The 26,825-nt window shown below is 62.4% G+C and carries 28 protein-coding genes and 1 tRNA gene; 19 read left to right on the forward strand and 10 right to left on the reverse strand.

The features are described 5' to 3' along the window. Positions 1 to 79 precede the first annotated feature (79 nt). The 3 genes from A477_RS0100140 to A477_RS0100150 all read right to left on the reverse strand — a co-directional run bounded on the left by A477_RS0100140 (position 80) and on the right by A477_RS0100150 (position 3,320). The gene (locus A477_RS0100140; RefSeq protein WP_017197018.1) at positions 80 to 703 is read right to left on the reverse strand and encodes a Pr6Pr family membrane protein; all 624 of its coding nucleotides are present in this window, start codon (positions 701 to 703) and stop codon (positions 80 to 82) included. A 54-nt stretch (positions 704 to 757) separates the two neighbouring features. After that, positions 758 to 2,131 carry a DNA repair protein RadA gene (gene radA / locus A477_RS0100145; protein ID WP_017197019.1) on the reverse strand — a complete coding sequence of 458 codons (1,374 nt, stop codon included), beginning with the start codon at positions 2,129 to 2,131 and terminating at the stop codon, positions 758 to 760. A 61-nt stretch (positions 2,132 to 2,192) separates the two neighbouring features. After that, complete coding sequence (locus A477_RS0100150; protein WP_026005243.1) at positions 2,193 to 3,320, reverse strand: FUSC family protein; 1,128 nt, start codon at positions 3,318 to 3,320, stop codon at positions 2,193 to 2,195. Between the two features lie 237 nt (positions 3,321 to 3,557). Here A477_RS0100150 and pstS point away from each other — a divergent pair, with 237 nt between their 5' ends. The 4 genes from pstS (at position 3,558) to pstB (ending at position 7,701) form a co-directional block, all read left to right on the forward strand. Further along, the gene (gene pstS, locus A477_RS0100155) at positions 3,558 to 4,679 is read left to right on the forward strand and encodes a phosphate ABC transporter substrate-binding protein PstS (protein WP_017197021.1); all 1,122 of its coding nucleotides are present in this window, start codon (positions 3,558 to 3,560) and stop codon (positions 4,677 to 4,679) included. Positions 4,680 to 4,826: 147 nt separating this feature from the next. Further along, entirely contained in the window at positions 4,827 to 5,759 is a 933-nt protein-coding gene (gene pstC / locus A477_RS0100160) for a phosphate ABC transporter permease subunit PstC (RefSeq protein ID WP_017197022.1), read from the forward strand. Next, entirely contained in the window at positions 5,760 to 6,863 is a 1,104-nt protein-coding gene (gene pstA, locus A477_RS0100165) for a phosphate ABC transporter permease PstA (protein WP_017197023.1), read from the forward strand. 58 nt (positions 6,864 to 6,921) lie between these two features. Continuing rightward, complete coding sequence (gene pstB / locus A477_RS0100170; RefSeq protein ID WP_017197024.1) at positions 6,922 to 7,701, forward strand: phosphate ABC transporter ATP-binding protein PstB; 780 nt, start codon at positions 6,922 to 6,924, stop codon at positions 7,699 to 7,701. 160 nt (positions 7,702 to 7,861) lie between these two features. Here the strand turns inward: pstB and A477_RS0100175 are convergent, their stop codons facing one another. Together A477_RS0100175 and A477_RS0100180 are read right to left on the reverse strand one after the other, a co-directional pair. Further along, a complete protein-coding gene (locus A477_RS0100175) occupies positions 7,862 to 8,878 on the reverse strand; it encodes an inorganic phosphate transporter (RefSeq protein WP_017197025.1) in 1,017 nt (338 codons plus the stop codon). Position 8,879: 1 nt separating this feature from the next. Then, complete coding sequence (locus A477_RS0100180) at positions 8,880 to 9,497, reverse strand: DUF47 domain-containing protein (RefSeq protein WP_026005244.1); 618 nt, start codon at positions 9,495 to 9,497, stop codon at positions 8,880 to 8,882. Between the two features lie 196 nt (positions 9,498 to 9,693). Between A477_RS0100180 and A477_RS0100185 the strand changes: the two genes are divergently transcribed. Further along, on the forward strand, positions 9,694 to 10,425 hold the full coding sequence (locus A477_RS0100185) for a hypothetical protein (protein WP_026005245.1): 732 nt from the start codon (positions 9,694 to 9,696) through the stop codon (positions 10,423 to 10,425). A gap of 234 nt (positions 10,426 to 10,659) precedes the next feature. Here A477_RS0100185 and A477_RS0100190 read toward each other — a convergent pair whose 3' ends face one another. Next, positions 10,660 to 11,319, reverse strand: a complete 660-nt coding sequence (locus A477_RS0100190) for a hypothetical protein (RefSeq protein ID WP_017197027.1) — start codon at positions 11,317 to 11,319, stop codon at positions 10,660 to 10,662. A gap of 239 nt (positions 11,320 to 11,558) precedes the next feature. Between A477_RS0100190 and A477_RS0100195 the strand changes: the two genes are divergently transcribed. Together A477_RS0100195 and arfA are read left to right on the forward strand one after the other, a co-directional pair. Continuing rightward, positions 11,559 to 11,631: transfer RNA gene (locus tag A477_RS0100195), tRNA-Lys, on the forward strand. A gap of 239 nt (positions 11,632 to 11,870) precedes the next feature. Beyond that, entirely contained in the window at positions 11,871 to 13,397 is a 1,527-nt protein-coding gene (gene arfA / locus A477_RS0100200; protein WP_017197028.1) for an arabinosylfuranosidase ArfA, read from the forward strand. Here arfA and A477_RS0100205 read toward each other — a convergent pair. Together A477_RS0100205 and A477_RS0100210 are read right to left on the reverse strand one after the other, a co-directional pair. Then, a complete protein-coding gene (locus A477_RS0100205) occupies positions 13,394 to 13,768 on the reverse strand; it encodes a hypothetical protein (protein ID WP_017197029.1) in 375 nt (124 codons plus the stop codon). The two genes, arfA and A477_RS0100205, sit on opposite strands and share 4 nt — an antisense overlap. Before the next feature lie 118 nt (positions 13,769 to 13,886). After that, a complete protein-coding gene (locus A477_RS0100210; RefSeq protein ID WP_017197030.1) occupies positions 13,887 to 14,657 on the reverse strand; it encodes a GAF and ANTAR domain-containing protein in 771 nt (256 codons plus the stop codon). A 265-nt stretch (positions 14,658 to 14,922) separates the two neighbouring features. Between A477_RS0100210 and A477_RS0100215 the strand changes: the two genes are divergently transcribed. Next, positions 14,923 to 15,927, forward strand: a complete 1,005-nt coding sequence (locus tag A477_RS0100215) for a LacI family DNA-binding transcriptional regulator (RefSeq protein ID WP_017197031.1) — start codon at positions 14,923 to 14,925, stop codon at positions 15,925 to 15,927. 47 nt (positions 15,928 to 15,974) lie between these two features. After that, positions 15,975 to 17,075, forward strand: coding sequence for a D-TA family PLP-dependent enzyme (locus A477_RS0100220; protein WP_017197032.1), 1,101 nt, complete (start codon positions 15,975 to 15,977; stop codon positions 17,073 to 17,075). A 74-nt stretch (positions 17,076 to 17,149) separates the two neighbouring features. On the opposite strand, the gene A477_RS0100225 is transcribed toward A477_RS0100220, so the two are convergent. After that, positions 17,150 to 17,671, reverse strand: coding sequence for a flavin reductase family protein (locus A477_RS0100225; protein ID WP_017197033.1), 522 nt, complete (start codon positions 17,669 to 17,671; stop codon positions 17,150 to 17,152). A gap of 208 nt (positions 17,672 to 17,879) precedes the next feature. On the opposite strand from A477_RS0100225, the gene A477_RS0100230 reads away from it, so the two are divergent. The 8 genes from A477_RS0100230 to A477_RS0100265 all read left to right on the forward strand — a co-directional run bounded on the left by A477_RS0100230 (position 17,880) and on the right by A477_RS0100265 (position 24,153). Next, positions 17,880 to 18,182: an urease subunit gamma gene (locus A477_RS0100230; protein ID WP_017197034.1), complete on the forward strand. Its 303-nt coding sequence runs from the start codon at positions 17,880 to 17,882 to the stop codon at positions 18,180 to 18,182. An 8-nt stretch (positions 18,183 to 18,190) separates the two neighbouring features. Beyond that, positions 18,191 to 18,562, forward strand: coding sequence for an urease subunit beta (locus A477_RS0100235; RefSeq protein ID WP_017197035.1), 372 nt, complete (start codon positions 18,191 to 18,193; stop codon positions 18,560 to 18,562). After that, positions 18,559 to 20,289, forward strand: coding sequence for an urease subunit alpha (gene ureC / locus A477_RS0100240; protein ID WP_017197036.1), 1,731 nt, complete (start codon positions 18,559 to 18,561; stop codon positions 20,287 to 20,289). The genes A477_RS0100235 and ureC overlap by 4 nt, the downstream gene beginning before the upstream one ends. Before the next feature lie 8 nt (positions 20,290 to 20,297). Continuing rightward, on the forward strand, positions 20,298 to 20,771 hold the full coding sequence (gene ureE, locus A477_RS0100245) for an urease accessory protein UreE (protein ID WP_017197037.1): 474 nt from the start codon (positions 20,298 to 20,300) through the stop codon (positions 20,769 to 20,771). Between the two features lie 141 nt (positions 20,772 to 20,912). After that, on the forward strand, positions 20,913 to 21,584 hold the full coding sequence (locus tag A477_RS0100250; protein WP_026005246.1) for an urease accessory protein UreF: 672 nt from the start codon (positions 20,913 to 20,915) through the stop codon (positions 21,582 to 21,584). 21 nt (positions 21,585 to 21,605) lie between these two features. Next, a complete protein-coding gene (gene ureG, locus A477_RS0100255; RefSeq protein WP_017197039.1) occupies positions 21,606 to 22,223 on the forward strand; it encodes an urease accessory protein UreG in 618 nt (205 codons plus the stop codon). Then, positions 22,220 to 23,110, forward strand: coding sequence for an urease accessory protein UreD (locus tag A477_RS0100260; protein ID WP_017197040.1), 891 nt, complete (start codon positions 22,220 to 22,222; stop codon positions 23,108 to 23,110). The genes ureG and A477_RS0100260 overlap by 4 nt, the downstream gene beginning before the upstream one ends. Continuing rightward, complete coding sequence (locus A477_RS0100265) at positions 23,110 to 24,153, forward strand: HoxN/HupN/NixA family nickel/cobalt transporter (protein ID WP_017197041.1); 1,044 nt, start codon at positions 23,110 to 23,112, stop codon at positions 24,151 to 24,153. The genes A477_RS0100260 and A477_RS0100265 overlap by 1 nt, the downstream gene beginning before the upstream one ends. Here the strand turns inward: A477_RS0100265 and A477_RS0100270 are convergent. Beyond that, positions 24,150 to 25,127 (reverse strand): serine hydrolase domain-containing protein, encoded by a 978-nt coding sequence (locus A477_RS0100270; protein ID WP_017197042.1) that lies wholly within the window; start codon positions 25,125 to 25,127, stop codon positions 24,150 to 24,152. The genes A477_RS0100265 and A477_RS0100270 overlap by 4 nt on opposite strands. 146 nt (positions 25,128 to 25,273) lie before the next feature. On the opposite strand from A477_RS0100270, the gene A477_RS0100275 reads away from it, so the two are divergent. Then, the gene (locus tag A477_RS0100275) at positions 25,274 to 25,783 is read left to right on the forward strand and encodes an RNA polymerase sigma factor (protein WP_017197043.1); all 510 of its coding nucleotides are present in this window, start codon (positions 25,274 to 25,276) and stop codon (positions 25,781 to 25,783) included. Positions 25,784 to 25,788: 5 nt separating this feature from the next. Continuing rightward, positions 25,789 to 26,820 (forward strand): hypothetical protein, encoded by a 1,032-nt coding sequence (locus A477_RS0100280; protein WP_017197044.1) that lies wholly within the window; start codon positions 25,789 to 25,791, stop codon positions 26,818 to 26,820. The last annotated feature ends 5 nt before the right edge of the window (positions 26,821 to 26,825 follow it).

The following is a 26,825-nucleotide window of genomic DNA, read 5'->3' on the forward strand; positions in this document are numbered from 1 at the left end:
TTTGCCGAAGTCTGTCCGCTGACATGCGCGAATATGGCCAATTGCTGTAGTTATTCCACCGTTCTCGGAGGAAGAACGCCTAGTAATCCACCTGCCGCTTAAGTTTGTTCCCGAGCCACAGCATCGCCAGGCTCACAACGAGAAAGCCGACGGAAATGGCTACGGCAAACACCACCACGCCGCCCCAGCCACCAGCACGGGAGGGATCGATGAACCAATACGGGTACCAGTTAACGAACGCTCCGCGGATGAGGCTATAGACCAAGTAGCCGATGGGATAGAGCAGCCAGTACCAAACGTGCTTGAGCTGCAACGTTGCCCGGGGCGGTTGGAAGAGCCAGTCCGCCACCATGACGACAGGCATGAGGTAGTGGACCACGAAGTTGACCCACGGGAGCAGCGAGCCCAGGTCTTCACCGGCCAGCAGCGCACCAAACACCAGCCCCACAACGGCCATGGCAATGGTGGCAGTGCCTCGGGTGACGTCATCGATTTCGCTGGGGCGCTTCCGGATCAGCACGCGGTAGCCACTGATGAGCAGCACAAGGGCAGCGAAGATATTGGACAGGTTGGTGAAGTAGCTGAAGAAGTTCCAGAGGTCATAGCCCATGCCCAAGTGAACTGTTAGCTGTGTTCCCACCGCCACCAAGGTCAGAAGGCCAAAGAAAAAGCGTCCCCCGATAAGCACATTCCGTTTGGTCATGCCTCTCATCCTTACCGAACACCCATCGCAGGAGCCCGCGACACCCCGGCAGGACTAAGTGATCAGCAGTTCCAGTGCCTCGGCCAGGTGCCCTACTTCACGCACGGAGAAGCCGTCCGGGATAACCCCGGCACCTGCCGGGCTTGCCGGAACGATAGCGTGTGTGAACCCGAGACGGTGTGCTTCCTGGATGCGCTGGTTGATCCCTGGCACGGGACGAACTTCGCCAGCCAAGCCCACCTCCCCGAACGCAATGAGCCGTTGGGGGAGTGCCTTGCGGGACTTAGCCGATGCGACAGCCAAGGCAACAGCGAGGTCCGTGGCCGGCTCCGTCAGCTTCACGCCACCCACGGTCGCCACATAGGAATCATCCTTATGAAGCATGCAGCCGGCACGTTGCTGAAGTACTGCCAGCAACATGGCAACCCTGGAGCTTTCCAGTCCGCTGGTGGCTCGGCGGGGCTGCGAATTGGCGCTCTCGGCAAGAAGGGATTGAACCTCCGCCAGCAGTGGCCTACGACCCTCCATGGTCACTGTGATGCACGTGCCCGAAACAGGCTCGCGCGTGCGTGAAACGAATAGACCGCTGGGATCCGCGAGGCCTTCGATGCCGGCCTCATTGAGGTCAAAGCATCCGACATCGTCCGTGGCCCCGTAGCGGTTCTTCACAGCCCTCAGCAGCCGCAGACGGGAGTGGCGCTCGCCTTCGAACTGGCACACAACATCCACCAGGTGTTCCAGCAGGCGCGGGCCTGCGATGGTGCCTTCCTTGGTCACGTGGCCCACCAGCAGTGTGGTCATGTTGCGCCGTTTGGCCGCAGAGATGATCGAGGCGGCTACCTCGCGCACTTGGGACACCCCGCCGGCGCTGCCTTCGACGTCGGCACTGCTCAGGGTCTGAACGGAGTCAACAATCAGCAGTTTGGGCTCAAGCTTTTCCACTTGGCCCAGCGCCTGCCCGAGGTCGGTTTCGGCGGACAGATAAAGGGTATGGGCGACGGCGTCGATTCGCTCAGCGCGCAGCTTCACCTGCGCCGCGGACTCCTCACCCGTGATGTAAAGGACGTCCTGTCCAGTGCGCGCGAACTTCGCCGCCACATCCAAGAGCAAGGTGGACTTCCCGACGCCGGGTTCCCCAGCCAGCAGGATGACGGCACCTGGAACGAGCCCTCCGCCCAGGACGCGGTCGAGTTCGTCAACGCCAGTTGGCAGGAACGCCGCTGTGGTCCCATCCACCTCAGCGATACGGCGGGCAGGCTCCAAAACGGTAGCGGCCGCCGTCGTACGCGCTACCGTGGCGCCGTACTCCTCCACCGTTCCCCAGGCCTGGCACTCACCGCAGCGGCCCACCCACTTGATGGCGGTCCAGCCGCATTCGGCGCACTTGTAGGCGGGTGTTTTGGATGCTCGGGAGGTCTTGGAAGCCATGGGTTCAAGCGTAGTGGCGGGGGCTGACAGTATTAGCCGCGAGGTGGCACCCCGGCGCAAATTACAGCGCCGGGAGCACCGCGCGTGCTTCCTCCGGTTCCATCCCGCTCGCTTCCAGCAGGTCCACCATGAGAGGCCGGAACAGCATGACTACGGTTTCGCCCTCGAGCCTTTGGACGCCCAACATTTTTGGATGCAGCCGGGCTGCGATATCTGAAAGCTCGTTCCGGGCACGGCGGAGATGCACACGCCGGGTACCTTCACTTTGCTCGGACAGCCCAATCGTCATCTCATCGATCGCGGCCGCAGTTTCCTGAAGGACATCGGAGATGCTTTCGATCGCTTCATCGGACAACGCTGCATGGTTGATTGCGCTGGTGAGGCGCCGGGCAAACACCCTGCTGTTACGGAGCGCGAGGTCGATGTATTCCAGCGAATGCTCAAGGCTGGCGAGTTCGTCGCGATGCCTGCGATGGGCTGGAGCCAGGGTGGCAACTTCACCCGAAGCGCGTAAGGTTTGCCGCATCCGGTCCACCAATGGTTGGCAGTTGCGCCCACGGATCAAGGCGTGCCAGGCAGTGGTGGAGTCGCTCTCAATCATCGCCTTGGCACACTCGCGCAGCACCTCTGCGAGCTCATGAAGAATTTTCTGGACGTCCTTCCGGGGCTCCCGCCGCGGGTCCTTCGGCACCAGGATGGTCACCAGCAAGGCGAACACGCCACCAATGACGGCGTCGAGGCTTCGCGTGAAAGGCCCGCCGGCCGGCGCCGGGAGCAGCACCACAAGCAGCGACTGCAACCCCAGCTGGGTTGTGAAAATCGTGCCGCTATCCAGGAACCTGGCCAACAAGATGGAGAAAAGAAGCACGACGGCGGCCTGCCAGATCCCGGCGCCCAGCCAGTGAAGCAACAGGTCACCAACCACGATGCCCAGGGTGCAGCCCAGGCCTACCTCGATCACGCGACGCAGCCGCGGATCACGGGAGAAGCCAAGGGCAATCAACGAAGAAGTAGCCGCGAACAGGGGTCCTTGGTGGCCCAGTACGTATTCGGCGAAAGCGTAGGCCCCGACGGCGCACACCGTCATCTGAATGGCCGGAGTCAGGGAATTGCGGCTGCGGACCAGGCCCGTCCGGACTCTGGCGCGCAGGAACCTCTTGCTTGCAGAAAATCCTTTCGCGGCAGCCATGCCTTCCAGTCTATTTGCCCAAACCCTCTCAACTACCGCAAGCCAGGTGGCGCTCAAGGTGGCGCGCGCCACATAACCCAATGGTCCGCCGTCGTTCACCTTCCGTTCACCTTTCACGGCAGATCCCGTTACCTGCACTCCTTACCTTCAGTAAAGGAACAAAAAGGTCCACAGCTCGCGCACGCCGAAATCTCCGTTCGGCCCGCATCGAAGAATCCCTGGAAGGGGCACATCCAAGTGAAGGCAACTCACTTCGGCCGCAACGCGGCAATCGCGGTCATCGCAGCCGGCGCTCTCGCGCTCACTGCCTGCGGTTCAGACAACGCAACGGGCACCACTGGCGGCACCCAGTCGGCAGCCTCCGGCCCCAAGGTCACCGGCACCCTGACCGGCATCGGCGCTTCCTCCACCGGCGCAGCCATGGACGCTTGGAAGGCCGGCTTCTCCGCCGCGAACTCCGGCGCAACTGTTCAGTACTCCCCGGATGGTTCCGGCGCAGGCCGCAAGGCCATCATCGACGGCTCGGCACAGTTTGCCGGCTCCGACGCCTACCTGAAGGACGAGGAGCTCGAGAGCTCCAAGGCCAAGTGCGGCCCCGAAGGCGCCATCAACATCCCGGTGTACATCTCCCCGATCGCTGTTGCCTTCAACGTTCCCGGCGTCACCGACCTGAAGCTGGACGCCACCACCGTGGCCAAGATCTTCCGCGGCCAAATCGCCAACTGGAACGATCCCGCGATCGCCGCCCTCAACGAAGGCGTCACCCTGCCGGACCTCAAGGTCACCCCCGTGAACCGCTCCGACGACTCCGGCACCACCACCAACTTCACCGACTACCTCGCAGCTGCTGCGCCCGAGGTTTGGACGGACAAGGCTGCCGGCATCTGGCCCGCAAGCCTCGCCGGCGAGAATGCCAAGGGCACCTCCGGCGTCGTCAAGACCGTTACCGACACCCCGGGTGCCGTGACCTACGCTGACGACTCCGCTGTCTCCGGCAAGCTGGGCACAGCCTCCATCAAGGTGGGCGAAGAGTTCGTCAAGATCTCCGCAGAAGCCGCTGCCAAGGCTGTCGAAGCAGGCAAGCCTGTTGAGGGCCGCGCCGCCAACGACGTCGCCATCAAGCTGGACCGCAAGACCACCGCACCGGGCGCCTACCCCGTAGTCCTCGTGTCGTACCACATCGTCTGCAGCACCTACGAGACCAAGGAAGTTGCTGACCTGGTCAAGGGCTTCGAAACCTACGTCGTTTCCGACGAAGGCCAGAAGACCGCAGCTGACGCCGCGAAGTCCGCACCGCTCTCCAAGACGCTGCAGGACAAGGCCAAGGCCGCTATCGAAACCATCAAGGCCAAGGCCTAAGGTTTCCCGGCGGGTTTGCTGAACCCGGCTGAACACTGAAGTTCCCTGTCCCGCGCGGAGTGGCCGTATAGCCGCTGGCTGGTCCATTCCGCGGGGCAGGGAACTTAGCCATGTAAGACCAGTTCACTGAGACTGAAGGATCGTGAAGTGACCACCAACTCCCTGACAACCTCCCAAGGCGCAGGACGCGCCGGGGACAAGGTTTTCTCCGGGGCCGCCATGGCCGCAGGGTGCCTGATTCTCGCGGTCCTCTTCGGAGTCGCGCTATTCCTTGTGGTGCAGGCAATCCCTGCCCTCACTGCCCCGGCTGAGGACATCCAGGGCGGCAACGGCTTCTTCGCCTACATCGCCCCGATCGTGGTGGGCACCTTGATTGCCGCCGTGATCGCCCTCGTCATCGCCACTCCCGTGGCTATCGGCGTGGCACTGTTCATCTCGCACTACGCCCCGCGCCGGCTCGCTTCGGGCCTCGGCTACGTGGTGGACCTGCTCGCAGCTATCCCCTCCGTTGTTTACGGCGCCTGGGGTGCGGCCTTCCTGGCCAAGGAAATCTCCCCGGCCTATGACTGGCTGGCCACCTACCTCGGCTGGATCCCCATCTTCGAAGGACCGGCATCCGCCACCGGTAAGACCATCCTGACTGCCGGAATCGTCCTGTCGGTCATGGTTCTGCCCATCATCACCTCCCTGTCCCGCGAAATCTTCCTGCAGACCCCCAAGCTGCACGAAGAAGCAGCGCTGGCACTTGGAGCCACCCGCTGGGAAATGATCAAGATGGCCGTGCTGCCGTTCGGCCGCCCGGGCATCATCAGCGCCATCATGCTGGGCCTCGGCCGAGCACTCGGTGAGACCATGGCCGTTGCCTTGGTGCTCTCTTCCGGTGTTCTGACTGCAAGCCTCATCCAGTCCGGCAACCAGACCATCGCCGCGGAAATCGCCCTGAACTTCCCCGAAGCCAGCGGTATCAAGGTCAATACGTTGATCGCCGCCGGCTTGGTGCTTTTCGTCATCACGCTGGGCGTGAACATGATCGCCCGCTGGATCATCACCCGGCACAAAGAATTCTCGGGAGCCAACTAAATGTCCGCCACAGTAGTCCGCAAGCGCTCAGCGCTCACCAAGGGCCAGCTCCCCAAGTTCGCGCCCTACATCGTCCTGGCCGTCGCACTCATTGTCGGCGCGGCCATCCTGGCACTCATCGGCTTCAACGCCTTCGGCTGGGGCATCGTCTCCGCCATCCTTTTCGCGGTGGGCCTGGTCTCCTGGAGCGGCGCTGTTGAAGGTGCCCGCAAAGCCAAGGACAAGCTCGCCACATGCTTGGTGGTCGGTGCCTTCCTGATTGCATTGCTGCCACTGATCTCGGTCATCGTCACCGTGCTGGTCAATGGCATCCCCGGACTCATCACCCCCGGATTCCTGGGCACCTCCATGAACGGTGTTACCGGCGCCTACGACAACAAGGCAGTGGAGGAGGGCGCACCCGTCCTGGGCGGTATCTACCACGCACTGTTGGGCACCATCCAGATCACCCTCCTTGCCACGGTGATCTCCGTGCCCGTTGGCCTCCTGACTTCCATCTACCTTGTGGAATACGGCAATGACCGTCCGCTGGCCCGCGCCATCACGTTCTTCGTGGATGTCATGACCGGCATCCCCTCCATCGTGGCCGGCCTCTTCGCGGCAGCGTTCTTTTTCGCCATCGTTGGCCCCGGTACCAAGACCGGTGCGGTAGCCGCCGTCGCGCTTTCAGTCCTGATGATCCCTGTTGTGGTCCGCTCCAGCGAGGAAATGCTCAAAATCGTCCCGAACGAGCTCCGCGAGGCCTCGTACGCGCTGGGCGTGCGTAAGTGGCGCACCATCACCAAAGTTGTTATTCCGACGGCGATCTCCGGCATCGCATCCGGCGTCACCTTGGCGATCGCCCGCGTCATCGGTGAAACCGCTCCGATCCTGGTCACCGCCGGGTTCGCGACCACCATCAACAACAATGTGTTCGGTGGCTGGATGGCCTCGCTGCCCACGTTCATTTACACCCAGATCCTCAACCCGACGTCGCCGTCCAACCCTGGCCCCTCGGACCAGCGTGCTTGGGGCGCCGCGCTGGTGCTGATCATCCTGGTGATGCTCCTGAACCTCGGAGCCCGCCTTATCGCCCGTCTGTTCGCACCCAAAACGGGGCGCTAGGCGGGCTCTCGGCGGCCTCATCCAAAACTTCCACACCCCCAAGAAACAAAGGAACACCATGTCTAAGCGCATCGACGTCAAAGACCTGAATGTCTACTACGGCAACTTCCTGGCCGTCGAGGACGTCAACATCAACATCCAAGCCAAGTCCGTCACGGCTTTCATCGGCCCGTCAGGCTGCGGCAAGTCCACCTTCCTCCGCACGCTAAACCGTATGCACGAGGTCCTTCCCGGTGCACGCGTCGAGGGCGAGGTCCTCCTGGACGGCGACAACCTCTACGGCCCCGGCGTGGACCCCGTGACTGTCCGCACCCAGGTGGGCATGGTCTTCCAGCGTCCCAACCCGTTCCCCACCATGTCCATCCGTGACAACGTGCTGGCCGGCGTGAAGCTGAACAACAAGAAGATCTCCAAGGGCGCGGCCGATGCCCTCGTTGAGAAGTCCTTGGTGGGCGCCAACCTGTGGAACGAAGTCAAGGACCGTCTGGACAAGCCTGGTTCGGGCCTTTCCGGCGGCCAGCAGCAGCGCCTTTGCATTGCCCGCGCCATCGCCGTGGAACCCCAGGTGATCCTCATGGACGAGCCCTGCTCGGCTCTGGACCCCATCTCTACCCTGGCCGTTGAGGACCTTATCAACGAGCTCAAGGACCAGTACACCGTTGTCATCGTCACGCACAACATGCAGCAGGCTGCCCGTGTGTCCGACAAGACTGCGTTCTTCAACATCGCCGGCACCGGCAAGCCCGGCAAGCTGATCGAGTTCGCTGACACCACCAGCATCTTCAACAACCCCGCCCAGAAGGCAACGGAAGACTACGTCTCCGGCCGCTTCGGATAAGGGGCTCTGCAGGTTCCGGCTTCTATGGGGGGAGTCGGCACAGAACGACGGCGGCCGTCGCCTTGGGGGTACGGCCGCCGTCGTTTTTCCTTACCCAAGCATGTCGCAGATCAGGCCGTTCCCAGCGCTCGGAACGGCCTGATCTGCTGCTTAGTTGGGTTTACAGGTCCGCGAGGGGCGAGAACGCCAGCTCCAGGATGAAGGCCGCTGCTGCAGTGATCAGCGGTGTGGCCACCCAGAATAGTAGGATCCTCCTGACCAAGCGCCTGTTGACGGTGTGGAACCGCTGGTTTACTCCCGAACCCAGCACGGAGGCGGTCAACATATGGGTGGTGGAAAGTGGCAGGTGAAAACCTATTGCGCCGATGAAGAGCATGACGGACGTCAAGGTCTGTGCCACGAAACCGCGCAGCGGATCTACCCGAATGAGTTTGTGGCCGAGGGTGTGTGAGATCCGCCAACCGCCGAACATGGTGCCCGCAGTGAGCATGATGGCGGTGACCAGGAGGATCCAAAGAGGCACGTCGCTACCGCTCGACAACCCCGCGGCCACCATGGCCAGCACCATGACAGCGGCCGTGCGCTGACCGTCCTGGAGCCCGTGGCCGAAAGCCACAGCGGCGGCTGAGATGGCCTGCGCCCGCCGGAACCGACGGTTTACAACGTTCGGTTGGGTGTAGCGCGCAGCCCACGTCACAGGCCACACCAGCAGGTATGCGGCCACGAACGCGATGACGGGGGAGAGCACCAGGGGCAGGGCCACTTGGGTCAGTAGGACATTGTCCATGCCTCCCACCGCGTTGCCGCCCACAAGGACACTCGCAGCCCCGGCGCCGATCAGGCCGCCAATCAAGGAATTGGTTGAGGACAAGGGGATGCCGCGCCACCACGCGTACACGCCCCACAAGATGGCCGCGGTGAGCGCGGACGCCAGCATGGTGAGCCCGCTGGTGCCCTCCGGCAACGTGATCCACGATTGCGTGAAGGCGAGGATGAAGGTGCCGCTGAGCATGGCGCCCACAAAGTTGAAGATGGCAGCGAGGAGCACAGCGATCGACGGCGTCAGGGCGCGGGTCCGCGTGGACAGTGCGACGGCGTTGGAGACATCGCGGAAGCCGTTGAGGAACGCAAACCCTGAGGCCAACGCAACAACAAGGACCAGGAAGGCGATGGTCACGTCACGATTCCTTGACGATGATGCTGCCTACCTGAGTGGCGACCTTCCGCATGTCCTTGGTAACTTCCACCAGCTGGTTGGCGATGTCCCGGTGCCGCGCGTACTGCGTGGACTTCATATCCTTGAGCATCTCGGCCACCCAGATCCGGTGCGACCGCTCTGCACGCTTGGCGAGCCGAAGGATCTCGATCCAGTAGTCCTCAAGTTCGTCCAGGTCTTCAAGCTTCCTCATGGCGTCCACCGTGAGCTCGGCCTGCCTGCTGATGATCTCCAACTGGTCTGCAGCGCGCTTGGGGAGCCGGTCCAGCTTGTAGAGAGCTACAAGCTCGCCGGCGGCGTCCAGCTTCTCCATGGCCTCATTAAGGTGGCGGGAGAGCGTGTACATGTCCTCCCGGGGGAGTGGGTTCACGAAACTGGTGCGCATGTGCGTCAGCAGCGCGAAATGCAGGTCCAAGGACTTTGATTCGTGCTCGTGCAGTTCTTCGGCGAGACGCTGGTGCTCACTGGCCGGCGCGCCGAGTATCTCCGAGAGCGTTCCTGTAGCGGCAACAATGACGCCGGCCATCTGCGCGAGCAGTACGAGCCCGGCAGGTTCCTGGGGAAAAAGGCGCAGCTTCATTTCGCTTCCGGGCCGGGGACGGATGGGCACGGGTGGTTTGACTTGACGCCGCCCGTTTCGGTCCCAACTTTACCGGCACTGCCACGACGTCTGTGAAGCGCAGGAGGCCGTGGCGGGGAGTTGTCCCCATCGCTGAGCTGTCGTCAACCGTGCAACACTGGATAAGCACAGAATTAATCCACTCAATGGGGGAACCATGCGATTCAATAATGTAGTGAAAATCACGGGTCTTGCCGCTGCCGGCCTGCTTGCCCTGACTGCCTGCGGTGGAGCAACGGCGGGATCGACGACGGCTGGTTCCGAATCGTCGTCGTCTTCGTCTGCGTCAGCATCGCCCTCAGCGTCCGCCTCCCCGTTGGCCTCGACGTCGTCGGAAGGTGCCGGCACCTCCTCGGGCTCGTACAAGGTGGCGGCCTGGGCGTTGCCCATCTCAGAGGCGGGGGACAAGCTGGGCAGCCTCAAGGGCGAGAGCTTCAGCGTGGACGTCTACCAGGTGGCCACGGACGTGGCGTCCAAGGACAGCATGTTCGTGGACAAGGAAACCAAGGAAAACCTGCTCAAGAAGGGCGATCCCGTGGTGTACCTGAACTACGTGGTCACCAACACCTCCCAAGCCGATATCCCCCTGAGCCATTCTTTGGTCACGCCCAGCGCAAAGTACACGGACTGGAAGTACCTCGGCGGCATGCCGTCGGACTCCAGCAGCGATGGTTACAAGAAGCACGGGCTCAGCAGCTCCGGCACCAAGCTGAAGGAAGACGCCCCGTTCGTGCTGAAGCCGGGCGAGTCCTTCAATATCGCGGAGAACTTCGCTTACACCGCGGGCAAGGAAACCGAGATCGAGGCGACCATGACTCCTGCTGCGGCTGACGGCAAGCTGGACCATGACAAGAAGGAAAAGGCCGAAACCACGGTCACGCTGAAGTAGTTTTCAGCGCGTTTGCCCGGGTCCGCCTCAGCGCGGGCCCGGGCAAACTGCGTTCGGGCATAAAAATGGTGCCGAACCGGATACGCCTCTCGGCGGTAGGCCGCTCGAAGCGGCTGTAAGTTGAAGCCCGGGGGTTTCGCGGTTCGACACCAGCTTTAGTTTTCACCGTCAGGCGGGCTAAGTCAACATTGACAGGCCGGGCCCGACGTGGGTACGTTTTGCCCCTTTTGCTGGTTAGTCGAGCTCACCCAAGCGCCACGCGTTGGCAGCGTGCTCAAGGTCTTCGGCTGTCTTGACCAGCTGGTGGGAATTGCGTGTGAGCTTGCTGGCGTGGCCCTCGTTGCTGTGTTCTGCGCCATCGGCAAGGGTGGCTTGGCCGAGCGCCACCACGCGGCAGAACGCGGCGGATCGTTCCAGCGCGACGTCGAACTCGCCGTCGAAAGCGCCGGACAAAATGGCGTCAGCCATGGTCTTCATTTCGTCGGCTCCGGGGGGCTCTGCTGCGCCGGCCACCACGTTGGAAACCTGCGCGGTGTCGCGTCCTGCCCTGAAGTAGACGGAGATCCGTTCGGGGTTCTGGATGGTGGCGGCGCGGAGGGCGTAGAGCCTCCAAAGAGCGCCCGGCAGGGAGCGCGCGGGGCTCTCGGCCCACATCTCGGCGATGGCTTCCAGGCCTTGCTCGTCAGCCAGCTTGACCAGGCGGCGGGTGACCTTGGGGTCATCGCTGTCGCGGCCGCGTCTCACCAGTGCCTGGGCGGCCAGATGGGCTGCCTCCGAAACCCGGGCGGGATCTGCCCCGCCGGCGAACGGTTCGAAATCGATGGGCGCGAAGGGCTTGGGTTTGTGATGCCTGTTCGCTCCGCCGTACGCACGTGATTTTGGCTGTTCGCTCATGAGTTCACCGTACTCCTGTGCTTTGGTGGGGTCGAGTAACGGTTGCGGTGCTGCCGTTCGTGCTGCCGGCGTGCCTTCACCACCTACTTTGCCGCCGCCCCGGGCCCGACACGCCGTTGCTGCCGCGCGTCGCCGTCGAACTCACTTCCAAAGCAGGTGACGACGGCGCATGCCGCCTCGAGTTCCGCAACGGCCTTGACGTTGGGGTACAGTATTCATGGCTGTTTCTACAGCTGGAGGGGCCTTTAGCTCAGTTGGTAGAGCATCGGACTTTTAATCCGTGGGTCGTGGGTTCGATCCCCACAGGGCCCACCCTCCAAGACAGGCCGGAGACGTTGAGTCTCCGGCCTGTTTTTTGTTTCCGCCCGGACGCCCGGACGCCCCGACCCCCGTCAACGGACAAATCACCCCCGCACGCAGGGGTGAATTGTCCGTTGGGCGGGGTTTCCCGAAAAAACTTCTTGACTCCTGCACCAAGGCCACGCCAGCATAGTTTCTATAACGTTGTAGAAACGGACAATGCAGCAACCCAGCAGACAAGGACTCACCCTTTGGGAAATCAAGAGAACCCCACGGCCAAAATCACCCTTAACCCCGCGTTCGTGGTTGGCCCCGTCAGGAGGAAGACCTTCGGCGCTTTCGTGGAGCACCTGGGCCGCTGCGTCTACACGGGCATCTTCGAGCCCGAGCACCCCAAGGCTGACGACGATGGGTTCCGCACCGACGTCCTGGAGCTAACCAAGGAACTGGGCGTCTCCACGGTCCGGTATCCGGGCGGCAACTTCGTGTCGGGCTATCGCTGGGAAGACGGAGTTGGGCCCAAGGAAGACCGCCCTACGCGGCTCGACCTCGCCTGGCACTCCAGCGACCCCAACTTGGTGGGCGTGGACGAGTTCGCCAAGTGGTCCGGGAAGGCCGGCGTCGAGCCCATGATGGCCGTCAACCTCGGTACTCGAGGAACCCAGGAAGCTTTGGATCTGCTGGAATATTCCAACATCAAGGGTGGTACGGCCCTGTCCGAACAGCGAAAGGCGAACGGCGCCGTCGAGCCCCACAGCATCAAAATGTGGTGCCTCGGAAACGAGATGGACGGCTTCTGGCAGATCGGCCATAAGAAGGCGGGCGAGTATGCGCGGGTTGCCGCCGAAACGGCGCGGGCCATGCGCATGGTCAATCCGGATCTTGAACTTGTTGCCTGCGGAAGTTCGGCACCCACAATGCCGACGTTCGGTGAATGGGAGCGTGTGGTCCTCAGCGAGACCTATGAACTGGTGGACCTGATCTCGGCGCACCAGTACTTCGAGGACTTCGGAGACCTGCAGGAGCATCTCTCCGCCGGGCACCGCATGGAAGCCTTCATCAAGGACCTCGTGTCCCACATCGACCACGTGAAGTCGGCGACGAAGTCCGCAAAGCAGGTCAACGTTTCCTTCGATGAATGGAATGTCTGGCACATGTCCCGCGACGAGTCCAAGGCCCCCACCGGGGACGACTGGCCGGTTGCGCCCGTGCTCCTCGAGGACCGCTACACGGTGGCGGACGCAGTGGTGGTGGGCGACCTCCTCATCACGCTGCTGCGCAACACGGACCGCGTCCACTCCGCGAGCCTCGCACAGCTGGTCAATGTGATCGCGCCGATCATGACTGAGCCGGGTGGTCGCGCCTGGAAGCAGACCACGTTCCACCCGTTCGCGCTCACCTCGCAGAACGCCTCAGGCACAGTGTTGAATCTCGCCGTCGAATCCCCGCTGCTGGAGAGTAAGACGACGTCCGGATTCACGTCCCTGTCAGCTGTGGCAACCTATGATGCCGAAGCCAGCGAGGCCGTGGTGTTCGCTGTGAACCGCTCAGCGACGGACCCGCTGACGCTGGATGCCGCCGTCGGAAGCCTGGACCCAGCGAGGATTATCGAGGCTGTCACCTACACGAACAAGGATCCGTACTGGCAAGCGACGGCTGACGATTCGACGTCGGTCCTGCCGTCCGAAAATGTCAGTGTAAAGCTCGACGGCGGCCGCCTCACTGGCGAGCTTCCGGCCGTGAGCTGGAGCATGATCCGCCTGGCCCTCAGCTCCTAAGCAATAGCCTGCGAACCGTCCCTGAAGATCGGGTACGCCGAGATCGGCGTGACCGTGGCAGTCGGGGTGGGCCCCGGTGCCTGCGTTGCAGGTCCCGGGGCCGGCTCGTCGGTAGTCACGATTTCCATTGACTCCATGTCCAGCAGGCGGCGGCTGCCGGTTTCGTCCTGGAGCCAAAAAAGGTCGGTGCCGGGCACTGTTTTCACTACAGTGCCGCGGTGATAAAGGCGGCCGTTGTGCCACGCCTCGATGAACTCGCCCGGCTTCAGCGCGTGTGGTTCATCCTGGCTTCCAGGCAACGTGCCGAACGCCTGCGCCAGGCTTGCCTGTGTCTTCAGTGCCTGGAAAAGATCCCTGTTTACAATGCTCATGTCTGCACCCCTCAGCTGGCTGCGCGTCGTCTATGGCACCCAGCTTGGCGCATGTATGTTGCGGGCGCGTTGCAGGGAAATGTGCGATGTGTGACGGGTGGGCGGAAGCGGGAAAATGTCATTCCTCGAAGTTCGTCGGAATACTTTGGTCCCCGGCTACCTTCGCGATGATGCCGGCCGCCACAGTCCGGAGCTTGACGTTGCGATGGCTCGAGGCCCTGGTGAGGATTTGGAAGGCTGCGTCGCGACAGCACCTGTTCTGGGCCATGATGATGCCGACAGCGGTATCGATCGTCGCACGTGACTCCAACGCGGCCGTGAGGTTATCGCGGGCGTCCCTCAGTTGCGCCATTTTCACGGCGAGGTGAAGCGCCTTGGCTCCGGTGGCCGTAACCCGCTCAGCGGCCATGATGTCTTGTTGCGAGAAGCCGTGCCGGCATGGGGAGTAGAGGTTTACCACAGCCTCCGCAGTACTGTTCAGTTCCATGGGGAGGGCCAAAATGGAACCCACGTCGGTTGCGGCGGCGGCTTTCATGTATTCCGGCCACCGCTGTTCAGTACGAACGTCCGGGACGTGGGAGATGGTCCGGGTCCGAAGGGCGGTGAGGCACGGTCCATCGCCAAAACTATTCTGTATTTCATCAAGTCTCCGGGCGAGGGTATCGCTTTCCGCCACGGCCACCGGTTTCTTCTGCCGGATGACCGTCACGCCGCAAGCGATGGTATTTCCAGTCTTTGTCAGCTTGCTCGCGGTCATGCACGCGAAGTCTTCAAGAAACTCACGAATATCCGCATTCTCCACTAAAAGATCCTGTAGTCGCACCAGGAAATCCGTCAGGTCCACTCCGGCTTGATCTTGGGCTGTTAGGGCTGTGTTGCGCTGGGCCATGGGGCCTCAATTCCAGCAACGCCGGAATACATGCATCCCGGCTGGGTGGCAGTGCGCTCGTATTCGCGCAAAACCCGAATATCAACCCCGGTCCCACAGCACCCGAAATCTCGTACTTGTGACACTACGCCGATGCCAATCAACATGACAGGGCTTTGGGCCGTGATGGGATGTAGTCAACCCGACGAGCAAGAAGGATGCGGATGGACGCCGCATAAGGCCCTATCTGCAACGATGGATTCGAACGTATGGAAGGATCACCAGGATGGCCGTCACCATGAACGACGTCGCACGCGCGGCGGGAGTCTCGTTGAAGACCGTCTCCAACGTCATCAACAACTACGAGTTCATCCGGCCCGCCACCAAGCAACGCGTCCTCGATGCGATTGACGAGCTCGGTTATGAAACCAACCTGACGGCCCGCAGCCTCCGATCCGGTAAGACCAGCATGCTTGGGCTGGTCCTCGCCGACCTCTCCATCCCGTACTACGCTGAGCTCGCCTCTGACATCATGAAGGCGGCATGGGCCCGCGGTTACCGCGTTTTGGTGGAGCAGTCCGGCAACGAGGCGGAGCACGAGAAGGCTGCGCTTCAAGGACAGTTCCGCAGCCTCACGGACGGCCTCCTCTTCATCCCGCTAGCGCTCGACGCCGAACAGATCATCGCCGCTGCCGGCAAGAAACCGCTGGTCCTCCTGGGCGAATTCGTGCAGGACCCCCGGCTGGACATGGTCCTCATCCAAAACCAGGAAGCCGCCGCCGCGGTTACCACGCACCTGCTGGCGGGTGGCCGCCGTCGTATAGCCGTCCTGGGAGCGCACGACGGCGACGAAGCCGGCAGCAACGGCCTTCGCCTCCGCGGGTACCGGGCCGCGCTCGCTGCCGCAGGTGTGGAGTACGACCCGACGCTTGTGGTCCCCTGCGATTGGCGGCGCGACGGCGGTGCGGACGCCACTGCGAGGTTGCTGGACAGCGGCGTGGAATTCGACGCCGTCTTCGGGCTCAATGACGCCCTCGCCTTGGGGGCGCTGCACGAACTCCTGGTGCGCGGCAGGAATGTCCCGGAGGAAATAGCCGTGGCCGGCTTTGATGACATTGATGAGTCGCGGTTCGCATCGCCGTCGTTGACCACCGTGGCGCCGGGGCGGGCGGAAATTGCGGAGCGCGCCGTCGAACTCCTCATCCAGCGAATTGAAAGCAAGGACGCCGCGCCCGCTGTCCAGCAGCCGAAGGCGGCGTTTGAGCTGCGCGTCAGGCAGTCCGCGCCGTAGGTGCTTGGTTTCGGGGCGCCAGTGTCCCGGCCGTTAGTGTTTGAGGAATGAACGTGATTCCCCCTGAAGTCATTACCCCTGCCGTCCTGGTCGACATCGATGTCCTGGACCGGAACATCGAACGGATGGCGTCGAGTGTGCGCGGACGCGGGCTGGGGCTTCGTCCGCATGTGAAGACGCACAAGACTTTGGAGATAGCGCGCAAGCAGCTCGCGGCGGGAGCCGCCGGTATAACGGTGGCCACGATCGGCGAGGCCGAGGTTTTCGCGACCGACGGCGTAAAGGACATTTTCATCGCCTACCCGCTCTGGGTTGAAGCGCCGCACGCGGAACGCCTGCGCGCCTTGGCGGCTCAGTGCCGCCTCGCTGTCGGCGTGGATTCAGCGGACAGTGCGACGGCGATGGGTGGCCGACTGGGCGCGGATGCCGGAAGCATAGAGGTACTGATCGAAGTGGACAGCGGGCATCACCGGAGCGGCGTTCTGCCTGACGAAGTGGTGGAGGTTGCACACGCCGCCGCCTCCGCCGGGTTGAACGTGGCAGGGGTCTTCACTTTCCCGGGGCACAGCTACAAGCCCGGCATGCCAACCGGGGCAGCGGATAACGAGAATGAATCATTGGGGAGGGCTGCCGAGGCTTTGACGCAGGCCGGCTTTGAAGTAAAGACCATCAGCGGGGGATCCACACCTACTGCCCTGATCTCCGGCGAATCCGCGGCAACCGACCTGCGTCCCGGAGTCTACGTGTTCGGCGACGCCCAGCAATTGGAACTCGAACGCTGTAGCTGGGACGATGTCGCACTGACCGTCGCCGCTACCGTGGTGAGCCGGCACGAAGCCCGCGGCGGGAACGTGCGCCGGATCGTGGTGGACGCCGGCAGCAAAATCCTGGGCAGTGACCGCCCGGACTGGGCCACGGGATACGGGCGGCTTCCCGAATTCCACGAAGCCAAGGTGACTGCGCTGTCCGAGCACCACGCCACGATTATGTGGCCGGATTCGTCGGAACTGCCGCCCCTGGGCACGCGGCTCCGGATCATTCCCAACCATGTGTGCCTCACCATGAACCTCGTGGATGAGGTCACGGTTGTCCGTGCCGGGGCCGTAGTTGAGCAGTGGACTGTGGCCGCGCGGGGCCGGAACAACTAACCGGGAACACCCAACCCAGGCAAGCGCCCGCGGATCGGCAGGTCTTCGTGGACCTGATGGACCACTACTTGGAGCTAGGCGACGGCCGGCATGGTCTGGGACAGGGTGTGGAACTCCCGGTTGTGATAAACCAACGGAGCTGAGCCGGACGGATTGGACCTGATTTCCAGGACCCTCGCGGCCAGCAGCACCGAGCCTCCCAGCGGTGCCCGGTGGATGATTTCGCAACGCAACGCCCAATCGGCCTCCCGGAGTAGGGGCTCACCTGTGGGCAGTACTTCCCAATCCATGGAGTCCGTGAAACGCGGGGCTGATGGGTCGGCGAAGGTCCGCACGAGCTCCACCTGATCGACGCCGACCAGGTGGACCACGATGGTTTGTGCGGCTGCGATGTGAGAAGCCGAACGGCCGCCGGTTACAGAGAATGCCAGCGTTGGTGGATCCACCGCCACCGATGCTACTGAGGACGCCGTCAGCCCCACCGCTCCCTCAGGGCAGGTTGCGGTGACAATAGCGACTCCCGCCGGATGAGCGCGAAACGCAGCCCTGAAAAGCTGACCGACTGATTCGGATGGCAGGGGCTTGGGCTGGGTCATTCATACACCTTCGTGGGATTGGAGCCGGGACTCGTTCGGGACGGTGCCTTGGAGGCACACACCTGATTGATGCTAGGACCTCAACTTAAGTTGAGGTCAATTCCTGAGAAACCGACCCCCGACTGAGACGATTTGGAAACGTAGCCGAAACTTCCGCTCCCTACGCTGGTCACAATCTGTCCAGGTGCCCGGCGTCCAAGGAGTAACCATGCATCTTTTGCCCCGTGAGCAGGAGAAACTCATGATCGTGGTGGCTGCCGACCTCGCGCGGCGCCGCCAAGGGCGAGGACTCAAACTGAACTACCCGGAAGCCGTGGCGATCATCAGCTACGAGCTCCTCGAAGGCGCCCGCGACGGCCGAACAGTCGCCCAACTCATGAGTTACGGAACCACCGTGCTCCGCCGTGAGGACGTTATGGAGGGCGTGCCGGAGATGATCCACGACGTCCAGATCGAAGCCACCTTCCCTGACGGCACCAAGCTCGTCACCGTCCACAACCCCATCCGTTAGGAGCCCCCATGATCCCCGGCGAATACAGGCTCCACCCTGGTTCCATCGCGTGTAACGGCGGCCGCGCGGCGATCGCCGTCGACGTGGTGAACCGCGGCGACCGGCCCGTCCAGGTCGGTTCGCACTACCACTTTGCCGAGGCGAACAACGCCCTGGAGTTCGACCGCGAAGCCGCTTACGGCCGCCGTCTGGACATTCCCGCGGGCACAGCCGCCCGTTTCGAACCCGGCGACCGGAAGACCGTCCAGCTGATCGCGATTGCCGGGGCCCGGGAAGTTTTCGGGCTCAGTAGCGCCGTTAATGGAAGGCTCGACGGCGGCACTCACCTGAGCGGGGCTGCTTCGCTGAGCGGGACTGCTTCCGAGGGGGACGCCCAGTGAGCCTCGAGATTCCCCGCAAGCAGTACGCCGAGCTATACGGTCCGACCACCGGTGACGCCATCCGTCTGGCCGACACCGAACTGTTCCTCGAAATCGAGAAGGACCACACGGTCTACGGTGAAGAAGTGGTCTTCGGTGGCGGCAAGGTCATTCGCGACGGGATGGGCCAGAACGGCCAGCTCATCCGCTCGGAGGACATCCCGGACACAGTGATCACCAATGTGATCGTCCTGGACTACACCGGGATCTACAAAGCCGACGTCGCCCTGAGAGACGGGCACATCTTCAAAATCGGTAAGGCCGGCAACCCCCAAATCAGCGATGGTGTGGACATCACCATCGGCGCCAGCACGGAAATTATCGCCGGTGAACGGAAAATCCTCACCGCCGGCGGCATCGATACCCACATCCACTTCATCTCCCCCGAACAAGTGCCGGCAGCCCTGTGCAACGGCATCACCACCATGGTGGGCGGCGGCACCGGTCCGGCCGAAGGAACCAAAGCCACCACCATCACACCCGGCGCCTGGCACATCTCCCGGATGCTCCAGGCCGCCGAAGGGCTCCCCGTAAACATCGGCCTCTTCGGCAAGGGCCACGCGTCCGCCGTCGAGCCCCTCGCAGAGCAGATCCGCGCCGGTGCCGTCGGGCTCAAAGTCCATGAAGACTGGGGCTCTACGACCTCATCCATCGACATGTCCTTGCGCGTAGCTGATGACTACGACGTCCAGGTTGCCATCCATACAGACACGCTCAACGAGTGCGGCTTCGTGGAAGACACCATCCGGGCGATCGACGGGCGCGTGATTCACACCTTCCACACCGAAGGTGCAGGCGGTGGCCACGCCCCCGACATTATCAAGATCGCCGGCCTGCCCAACGTGCTTCCCGCCTCCACCAACCCCACGCTTCCGTACACCAAAAACACCATCGAAGAGCACCTGGACATGCTCATGGTCTGCCACCACCTCAACCCGGACATCCCGGAGGACGTGGCCTTCGCCGACTCACGAATCCGCGCCGAAACCATCGCTGCGGAAGATGTCCTGCACGACCTCGGCATCTTCGCGATCACGTCCTCGGACTCCCAAGCCATGGGACGCGTGGGCGAAGTGGTTACCCGCACCTGGCAGGTAGCCGACGCCATGAAACGCCAGCGCGGCGTCCTCCACGATCCATCCGGTGCCGTCCATGGATCCACCGAATCCGATAACTTCCGGCTCAAGCGCTACATCGCCAAATACACCATCAACGCGGCCATCGCCCAAGGCATGGCCGACGTCATCGGCTCCGTGGAAGAAGGCAAATTCGCCGACCTCGTCCTCTGGGACCCTGCCTTCTTCGGCGTGAAACCCGAACTGGTCATCAAAGGCGGACAAATCGCCTACGCACTCATGGGCGACGCCAACGCCTCCATTCCCACACCGCAACCACGCACCATGCGGCCCATGTTCGCCACGTACGGCAAGGCGCTTCAACAGACATCCATCACGTTCCTGTCCAAAGCCGCCATCGACGCCGGAGTACCCGCCCAACTCGGCCTCGAACGCATCATCAAACCCGTCAGCGGCATTCGCAACCTCAGCAAAGCGGACCTCAAATACAACGGCGAAACCCCGGACATCGCCGTCGACCCCGAAACCTACAAAGTCAGCGTTGACGGCGTCGAAGTCACCTCCCAGCCCTCCGACGTTCTGCCCATGGCCCAGCGTTACTTCCTCTTCTAGGAGCCTCCATGATCATCGAAAAAATCCTGGGCAACCTCCACGAACAGCCCAACCACTACGCAGGCCGACATAAAGAAAAAGTAGTCCTGCCCAGCGCCCTGCTGGTCAAACGCATCCAACGTGTCACCACCGACCACGGCAAAGAACTCGGCATCCGCCTCCCCACCGGAACCGGCGACCTCCGCGACGGAGACATCCTCGCCGTCGACGACCACAACATCATCGTCGTCTCCGTGCTGCCCACGGACGTCCTGGTCATCGCCGCGCGCAGCATCCACGAAATGGGCATCGTGGCACATTCACTCGGCAACCGGCACTTGCAGGCACAGTTCTTCGACTCTTCATCCGAGTACGGCGGTGAGGTCATGGTTTGTCAGTACGACCACACTGTGGAGGACTATCTGAAAAGCGTCGGCGTCCCCTACGACAGGCAAGAACGGGTCATGCCGGTTGCCTTCCGCCATGCTGAGCACTCGCACTAAAGCCGTGAGCCGCCTCTGGTTGGGTGCGCGCGCTTGCGCTTCACTGGGAAGGGGGCCGTGCCCGCTCCGCGATGCCCGCCACGCCGCGGCCCCCTTCCCAGCTCCGCTCCAGCGCGCAGTCGGCATCGCCGGCGGTGCGCCTTGAATGTGCAATATCAGCTGGCACTGCAGCAACTGACCGACTCTGCGTTGCCTACGGGGGCGTTTGCTCATTCTTTGGGGTTTGAGAGCTACATACATCGTGAGTTGGTTGGTGATGAAGTCACTTTTGGGAATTGGCTTCATGCCTTCATTACCCAGCAGTTGGTTTATTCCGATGGATTGGCTTTGCGGTTTTTGTTTGAGGGGGTGGATGTGGGCTTGCTGGACGGGGTGTTGTCTGCGCAGCTATTGGCTCGGGAGGTACGGGAGGCTTCCTTGAAGATGGGGGGACGACTGCTGGAAATCGGCGGGGAGGTGTTTCCTTCGGGGGAGTTGGAGGCGTATCGGGGGCTTGTCCGTGCGGGGTTGGCTTCGGGCCACCAACCTTTGGCATTTGGTGTCATTGCGCGGTCCCTGGGGGTTCCTTTTGAGGCGGCGCTCTCTGCGTATCTGTTTGCCACCGTTACTTCGTTGACCCAAAACGCCGTGCGCGCCATTCCGCTGGGGCAGAACGCCGGGCAGCGGGTACTTCGCCAGGCACACGACGCCGTCGCTACCGCCGTAGATGATGTAGCACAGCTGTGCTGGGACGACTTCGGGGCCGTCAGCCCCGGCCTCGAAATTTCACAAATGCGGCACGAACGGCAACGCGCCCGAATGTTCATGAGCTAGCTAGTGTAAAGGACAGAAAACATGACAGAACCCATCAAAATCGGCGTCGGAGGACCCGTCGGAGCAGGCAAGACCCAGCTCGTGGAACGCATCACCCGGCACATGAGCGGCGACATCTCCATGGCCGCCATCACCAACGACATCTACACCATCGAAGACGCCAAAATCCTCGCAGCCAACGGAATTCTCCCCGAAAACCGCATCATCGGCGTCGAAACCGGAGGCTGCCCCCACACCGCCATCCGCGAAGACACCTCCATGAACACGGCGGCCATCGAAGAACTCAAAGCCAGGCACCCCGACCTCCAGGTCATCTTCGTCGAGTCCGGAGGCGACAACCTCTCCGCCACCTTCAGCCCCGAACTCGTGGACTTCTCCATCTACATCATCGACGTCGCCCAAGGCGAAAAAATCCCCCGCAAAGCCGGCCAAGGCATGATCAAATCGGACCTGTTCATCATCAACAAGACCGACCTCGCACCCCATGTTGGAGCGAACCTTGCGGTCATGGAGAGGGATTCCAAGGAGTTCCGAGGCAACAAGCCGTTCTGCTTCACAAACCTCAAGACGGACGAAGGGTTGGACGCCGTCCTCGACTGGATCCGGCGGGACGTTTTGATGCTGGATCTGGCGCAATGATCCGCCTAAAGTCCGCGGCGATCTCACCGGGGGCGGCGTCCGCGGAGCGGGCTGTGCGCGGGCGGTTGGAGCTTGGGGTTAGTGTGCGGGGTGGGCGGTCCGTTGCTTCCCGGCAGTTTCATGAGGGCGCGTTGAGGGTGTTGCGGCCGCATTATCTGGATGGGTCCGGGCAGGTTTGCTACGTCATGGTCAATCCTGGGGGAGCTTATCTTGGGGCCGATGTGTTTCTCATTGACGTGGAGGTCGAGGCGGGGGCTGAGCTGTTGTTGACCACTCAGTCGGCCACCAAGGTTTATCGGACTCCGGGGGCGTTCGCTGAGCAGGGGATGAACATCAAACTGGGGGAGGGCTCGAGGTTGGAGCTGATGCCTGACCAGTTGATTGCATACCGGGAGGCGAGCTATCGGCAGAATTCGCGCATCAGCGTCCACCCGACGTCGAGCCTTGTCATGGCCGAGGTCGTCACGCCTGGGTGGTCCCCGGACGGCGCAACCTTCAAATACGAAGAGGTGCGGCTGCGCAACGAAATATGGATCGAGGACGGAAACGGCGCGAACTTGTTGGCGCTCGACAACCTCCGGATTCTCCCACCCGTCAACGATGTGACCGGGATGGGGTTCATGGAGGGCTTCAGCCATTTGGGATCGTTGGTGGTGGTGGACTCAAGGGTGGATCAGGGGCTTGCTGATGAACTGGACCGAATAGTCCGTGAATTTGATGCCTACACAGGGGTTTCTTTGACAATGACCATTGCCGGAACCACTGGGATTGTGCTGCGATCGTTGTCCAACAGCACTGAGGAACTCAACAATTTGCTGGGTGCCTGCACTGGCGTCCTTCGGGAACGTTGGTATGGGCAGGCACCCTTGAACCTGAGGAAGTATTGATGACTGCGCTCACTGAGTTCGCCACCATGTACCGGGAGCGGGAGACGTTGTCCTTGCGTACCCGGCTGTTGTTCACGTTCGGTGCCGTCGCCGCTTTGCACGTTGCCGCCGTCGGGCTATTGCTTGGTGGGACAGCTGGTGGCGCGCAGCCGCTGGCGCTGGGGCTGGTGATCACCGCCTATGTGGCCGGAATCAAGCATAGCTACGACTGGGACCACATCGCTGCAATCGACAATTCCACTCGGAAATTCGTTGCACAGCACAAAGATCCTGTGAGCGTGGGGTTCGCGTTTAGCTTGGGCCACAGCTCCGTGGTGATCCTGGCCGGGCTGCTGGTGGTTGCGGGTGCGACGCTGATTGGGCAGTTCATGGAGGACGGGACCCCTGGAAACAGGGTGTTGGGCCTGATCGGCAGCGGTGTTTCCGGGCTGTTCCTGCTGGCGATGGGCTTGTTCAACGGCTCGGCGTTCGTTCGTGCCACGAGTGTCTACCGTCAAGTGCAGCGCGGAGGCGAGGCGCGTCCCGAAGACCTTGAAGCGAAAGGGTTGGTGGCCCGGTTGCTCGCCAAACCGCTGTCCAAAGTGGAGCGGCCACGGAACATCTACGTGATCGGTTTCCTGTTCGGGCTCGGGTTCGATACCGCCACCACCATCGGGCTGCTGGTCATCACCACGACGGCGTCCCTCGCCGGGGTCTCGCCGCTTGCCTTGATGGCGCTTCCGCTCGCCTTTACCGCCGCCATGACCCTGTGCGATTCCGTCAACGGCGTGGCCATGATGAAGATGTACAAATCGGCCATCCACAACCCGAGACGGAAGCTCGGATTCAACGCCGTGATTACCGGCATCTCAGCAGTCTCGGCGTTGTTCATCGCCGTGATCACGCTCGGGGGATTCATGAATTCCGCGCTCGAACTCGAGGACCCCCTCACCACGTGGCTTGGCAGCATTGACCTTGGCGACGCGGGCCTGATCCTGGTGGGGCTGTTCGTGATCGTCTGGGCGGTGTCCGCGGTGCGTGGCAAAGAAGCCAGAAGCAGCTAGGAGACCGCCACCGCGTTGAAGAGCTCGTTCGTGTCCACGCCGCAGTCCGGGGTGTCCAGCACGTTGGTCAGGAACACAACGCAGCGATCCTGCTCCGGGAGCATCCACCACTCCGTTCCGGACCAGCCCGGGTGCCCATAGATTCCCTGCGCGAACAGCTCCGACTCGTTGGCGGGCATCTGGAATCCGAGCCCTGTGTGGCGGAGTGGCCGGGGTCGGGTGGTGATGTGGGAAACCTCCGTTGTCCGGGGCCGCCGCATGGCCGCCAGTGTGGCGGGCCGAACGGCTTTTCCGGAGTCCCGCAGCAGCTGGGAGCCTAGATTGAGCAAGTCCGTGGCCGTGCCGAACAGGCCGGCTCCGGGATGCCTGTTCTTGTACATGGCGTGGACATCAAGCCCCGCCGCATCGGTGCCATGAATGGAGTGCGGGTTGCACTCGGTGCCAAACGTGAGGCCGTGAGCTCCAGTGTCCGTTGCCAAGGCCAGGAGTTGTTCCTCGAACGGGCGTCCGTCGGCCCGTTCGGCCATTGCCGCTGCACCCTCGAAGGCGATGTTGCAGTACTGAACCAAGGAGCCGGCGAAAAAGGATTGCCCCGCTGAGGTGAGCGCCTCGCGGAGGGGAGTGCCGTCGTCGAGCGCTGGGTCGGAGATTCCGGAACGGTGGCTGAGTAGTTGCTCAAGGGTCACAGTGTCTGTGCGCCCGGTGCCAAATCCCGGGAGGGCGTCACCCAGCGAAGCTCCAAGCGAGAGTCTTCCCAACTCGACCTGTCGCATGACCGTGAGGGCACTGATCGGTTTGGTGACGGAGAACAGCGCAAAGTGGTCGTCGGCTGTGGCTTGCCTGCCGTCGTCGGACCCGAACGCCATGACGTCCTCGATACCCTGGCTCGAGGCGATGCCCATCACCGCGACGGGCACACGATTGAGGTCTACCTGCTTGCGGGCCCAGTCTGCAGCGTGTCCTGTTTCCACCATGGTTGTTGACGCCTTCGTTCGGGGTTTGTGCATCGAATCTATCGTGGGCGCGACGAAACTTGCCACCCCGTGTAACCCTGGCCGCCCGGCCGGAAACTATACAAGTATCCTGCAGTTCAGGGCTCTAATTATCAGGGGGAACAATCGTGCTTTCAGAGCGCGAATTGGCGTTTATCGCCATTCACAAAGACAGCTACCCATCCGTTTTCACATTCGTCTGCCGACGCGTTGAATCCGCGGAGGTAGCTGAGGAGATCGCGGCCGACGTGTTCCGCGTCGTTTGGCAAAAATGGACCGACGATTCCCACCCGGACCTCCCGTACCTCCTGACGGTTGCACGGAACCTGGTGGGAAATGCCTACAGGAGCCGTGACAGGCGCCTGGCACTACAGGAAAAGCTACGGACGACGGCGGTCCAGCGTTTTGGTGACAACTCCGGGAACGTTGCTGTCCAGGACGCGATGGAGCGCCTGCGGGAGCAGGACCGCGACATTTTGCAGATGGCGTACTGGGACGGTTTGGGGACCGCCGATATAGCGAAGGTGCTGCAGTGCAGCGAATCGGCCGCTAAAGTCCGCCTTCACCGCGCCCGGACAGCCTTCAGGAAACAGCTGCCTGCAGGGGCCGAATCGACTACACAGAAGATGGGGGTCTGAAGACAATGGATCCGATCAAGAACCAGATATCAGCGATTGACCCGCTCACTATCGATCCAGTGGCGGAACCCAACGGCGAAGAAGCGCTCCACAGAATCCTGTCGGGCACCACGGTGTTCAGCGACAGCCGCCCGATCGCCGCAGTGACGTCCTTGGAACAGCGCAGGCGCCGCAAAGCCCGGATCGCCGGGGGGCTGTTGCTCGGCGCTGCCGCCGTTACCGCGGGGGTTCTCGTGGCCGCCAACTTTGGTTCCGTGAACTCAGCGCCGGCGCCTGCCGTCACGGTTACGTCCACAGAAGCGACACCGACACCCAGCGTGTCCGTCACCCCAACGTCCACTGCGACACCCTCACCTACGCCTTCGGCAGCGCCCACAGTCGCCGCGGCGGTTACCGAGCCGCCCGTGGCTCCGACTCTCCCGGCGGTCGCACCAACAACTGCTCCAACGCAGCCGCCCGTTCCCGCTGCTGCTTCCCAGACGTTCACCTTCCCGGATGGGCACATCTCGTTCACGCTTCCGGTTGGTTGGAGCGCATACACAGAGCAGGGGCCGTATCTTTCCGAGGAAACGAAGGCTGCATCTCAAGGGGCCACCATCCTGGACAGTGCAGGCACCAAGGTTGCAATGGTGAGCAGCGGGTTCTACGGAGACGGCACCGCGGGCGAGGTAACCCGGACTGTCTATGACCGGGCTGCCGTTCCAGGGCTGAGGGATATCTCCGGCAATCCTGTGGAGTTTGGTTTCGCGGCCAACCAGTCCAGGTACGTTCCGTACGGAGCACCGGAGGGCAGTGCCAAAGTCCTGGGTGATGCCTACTATTTCATGGACGTTCGCCTGGCCTCGGAGCTCCAGTCCGGGGAGACGGACTCGGGAACCAACCTGATCAGGATGCCCAACGGATTCATGAGCGCCTACGTGCTGTTCGACTTCGACAAGCAGCCCACCTTCGCAACCCCCGAGGCAGCCAAAGCCTATATGGGCACCACGCAGTACGCCCAGCTGAAGTCCATGCTCCTCAGCCTGAGCTATAAATAGCCCCA

The sequence above is a fragment of the Arthrobacter sp. M2012083 genome (genome assembly GCF_000281065.1).
GTDB lineage: Bacteria > Actinomycetota > Actinomycetes > Actinomycetales > Micrococcaceae > Arthrobacter.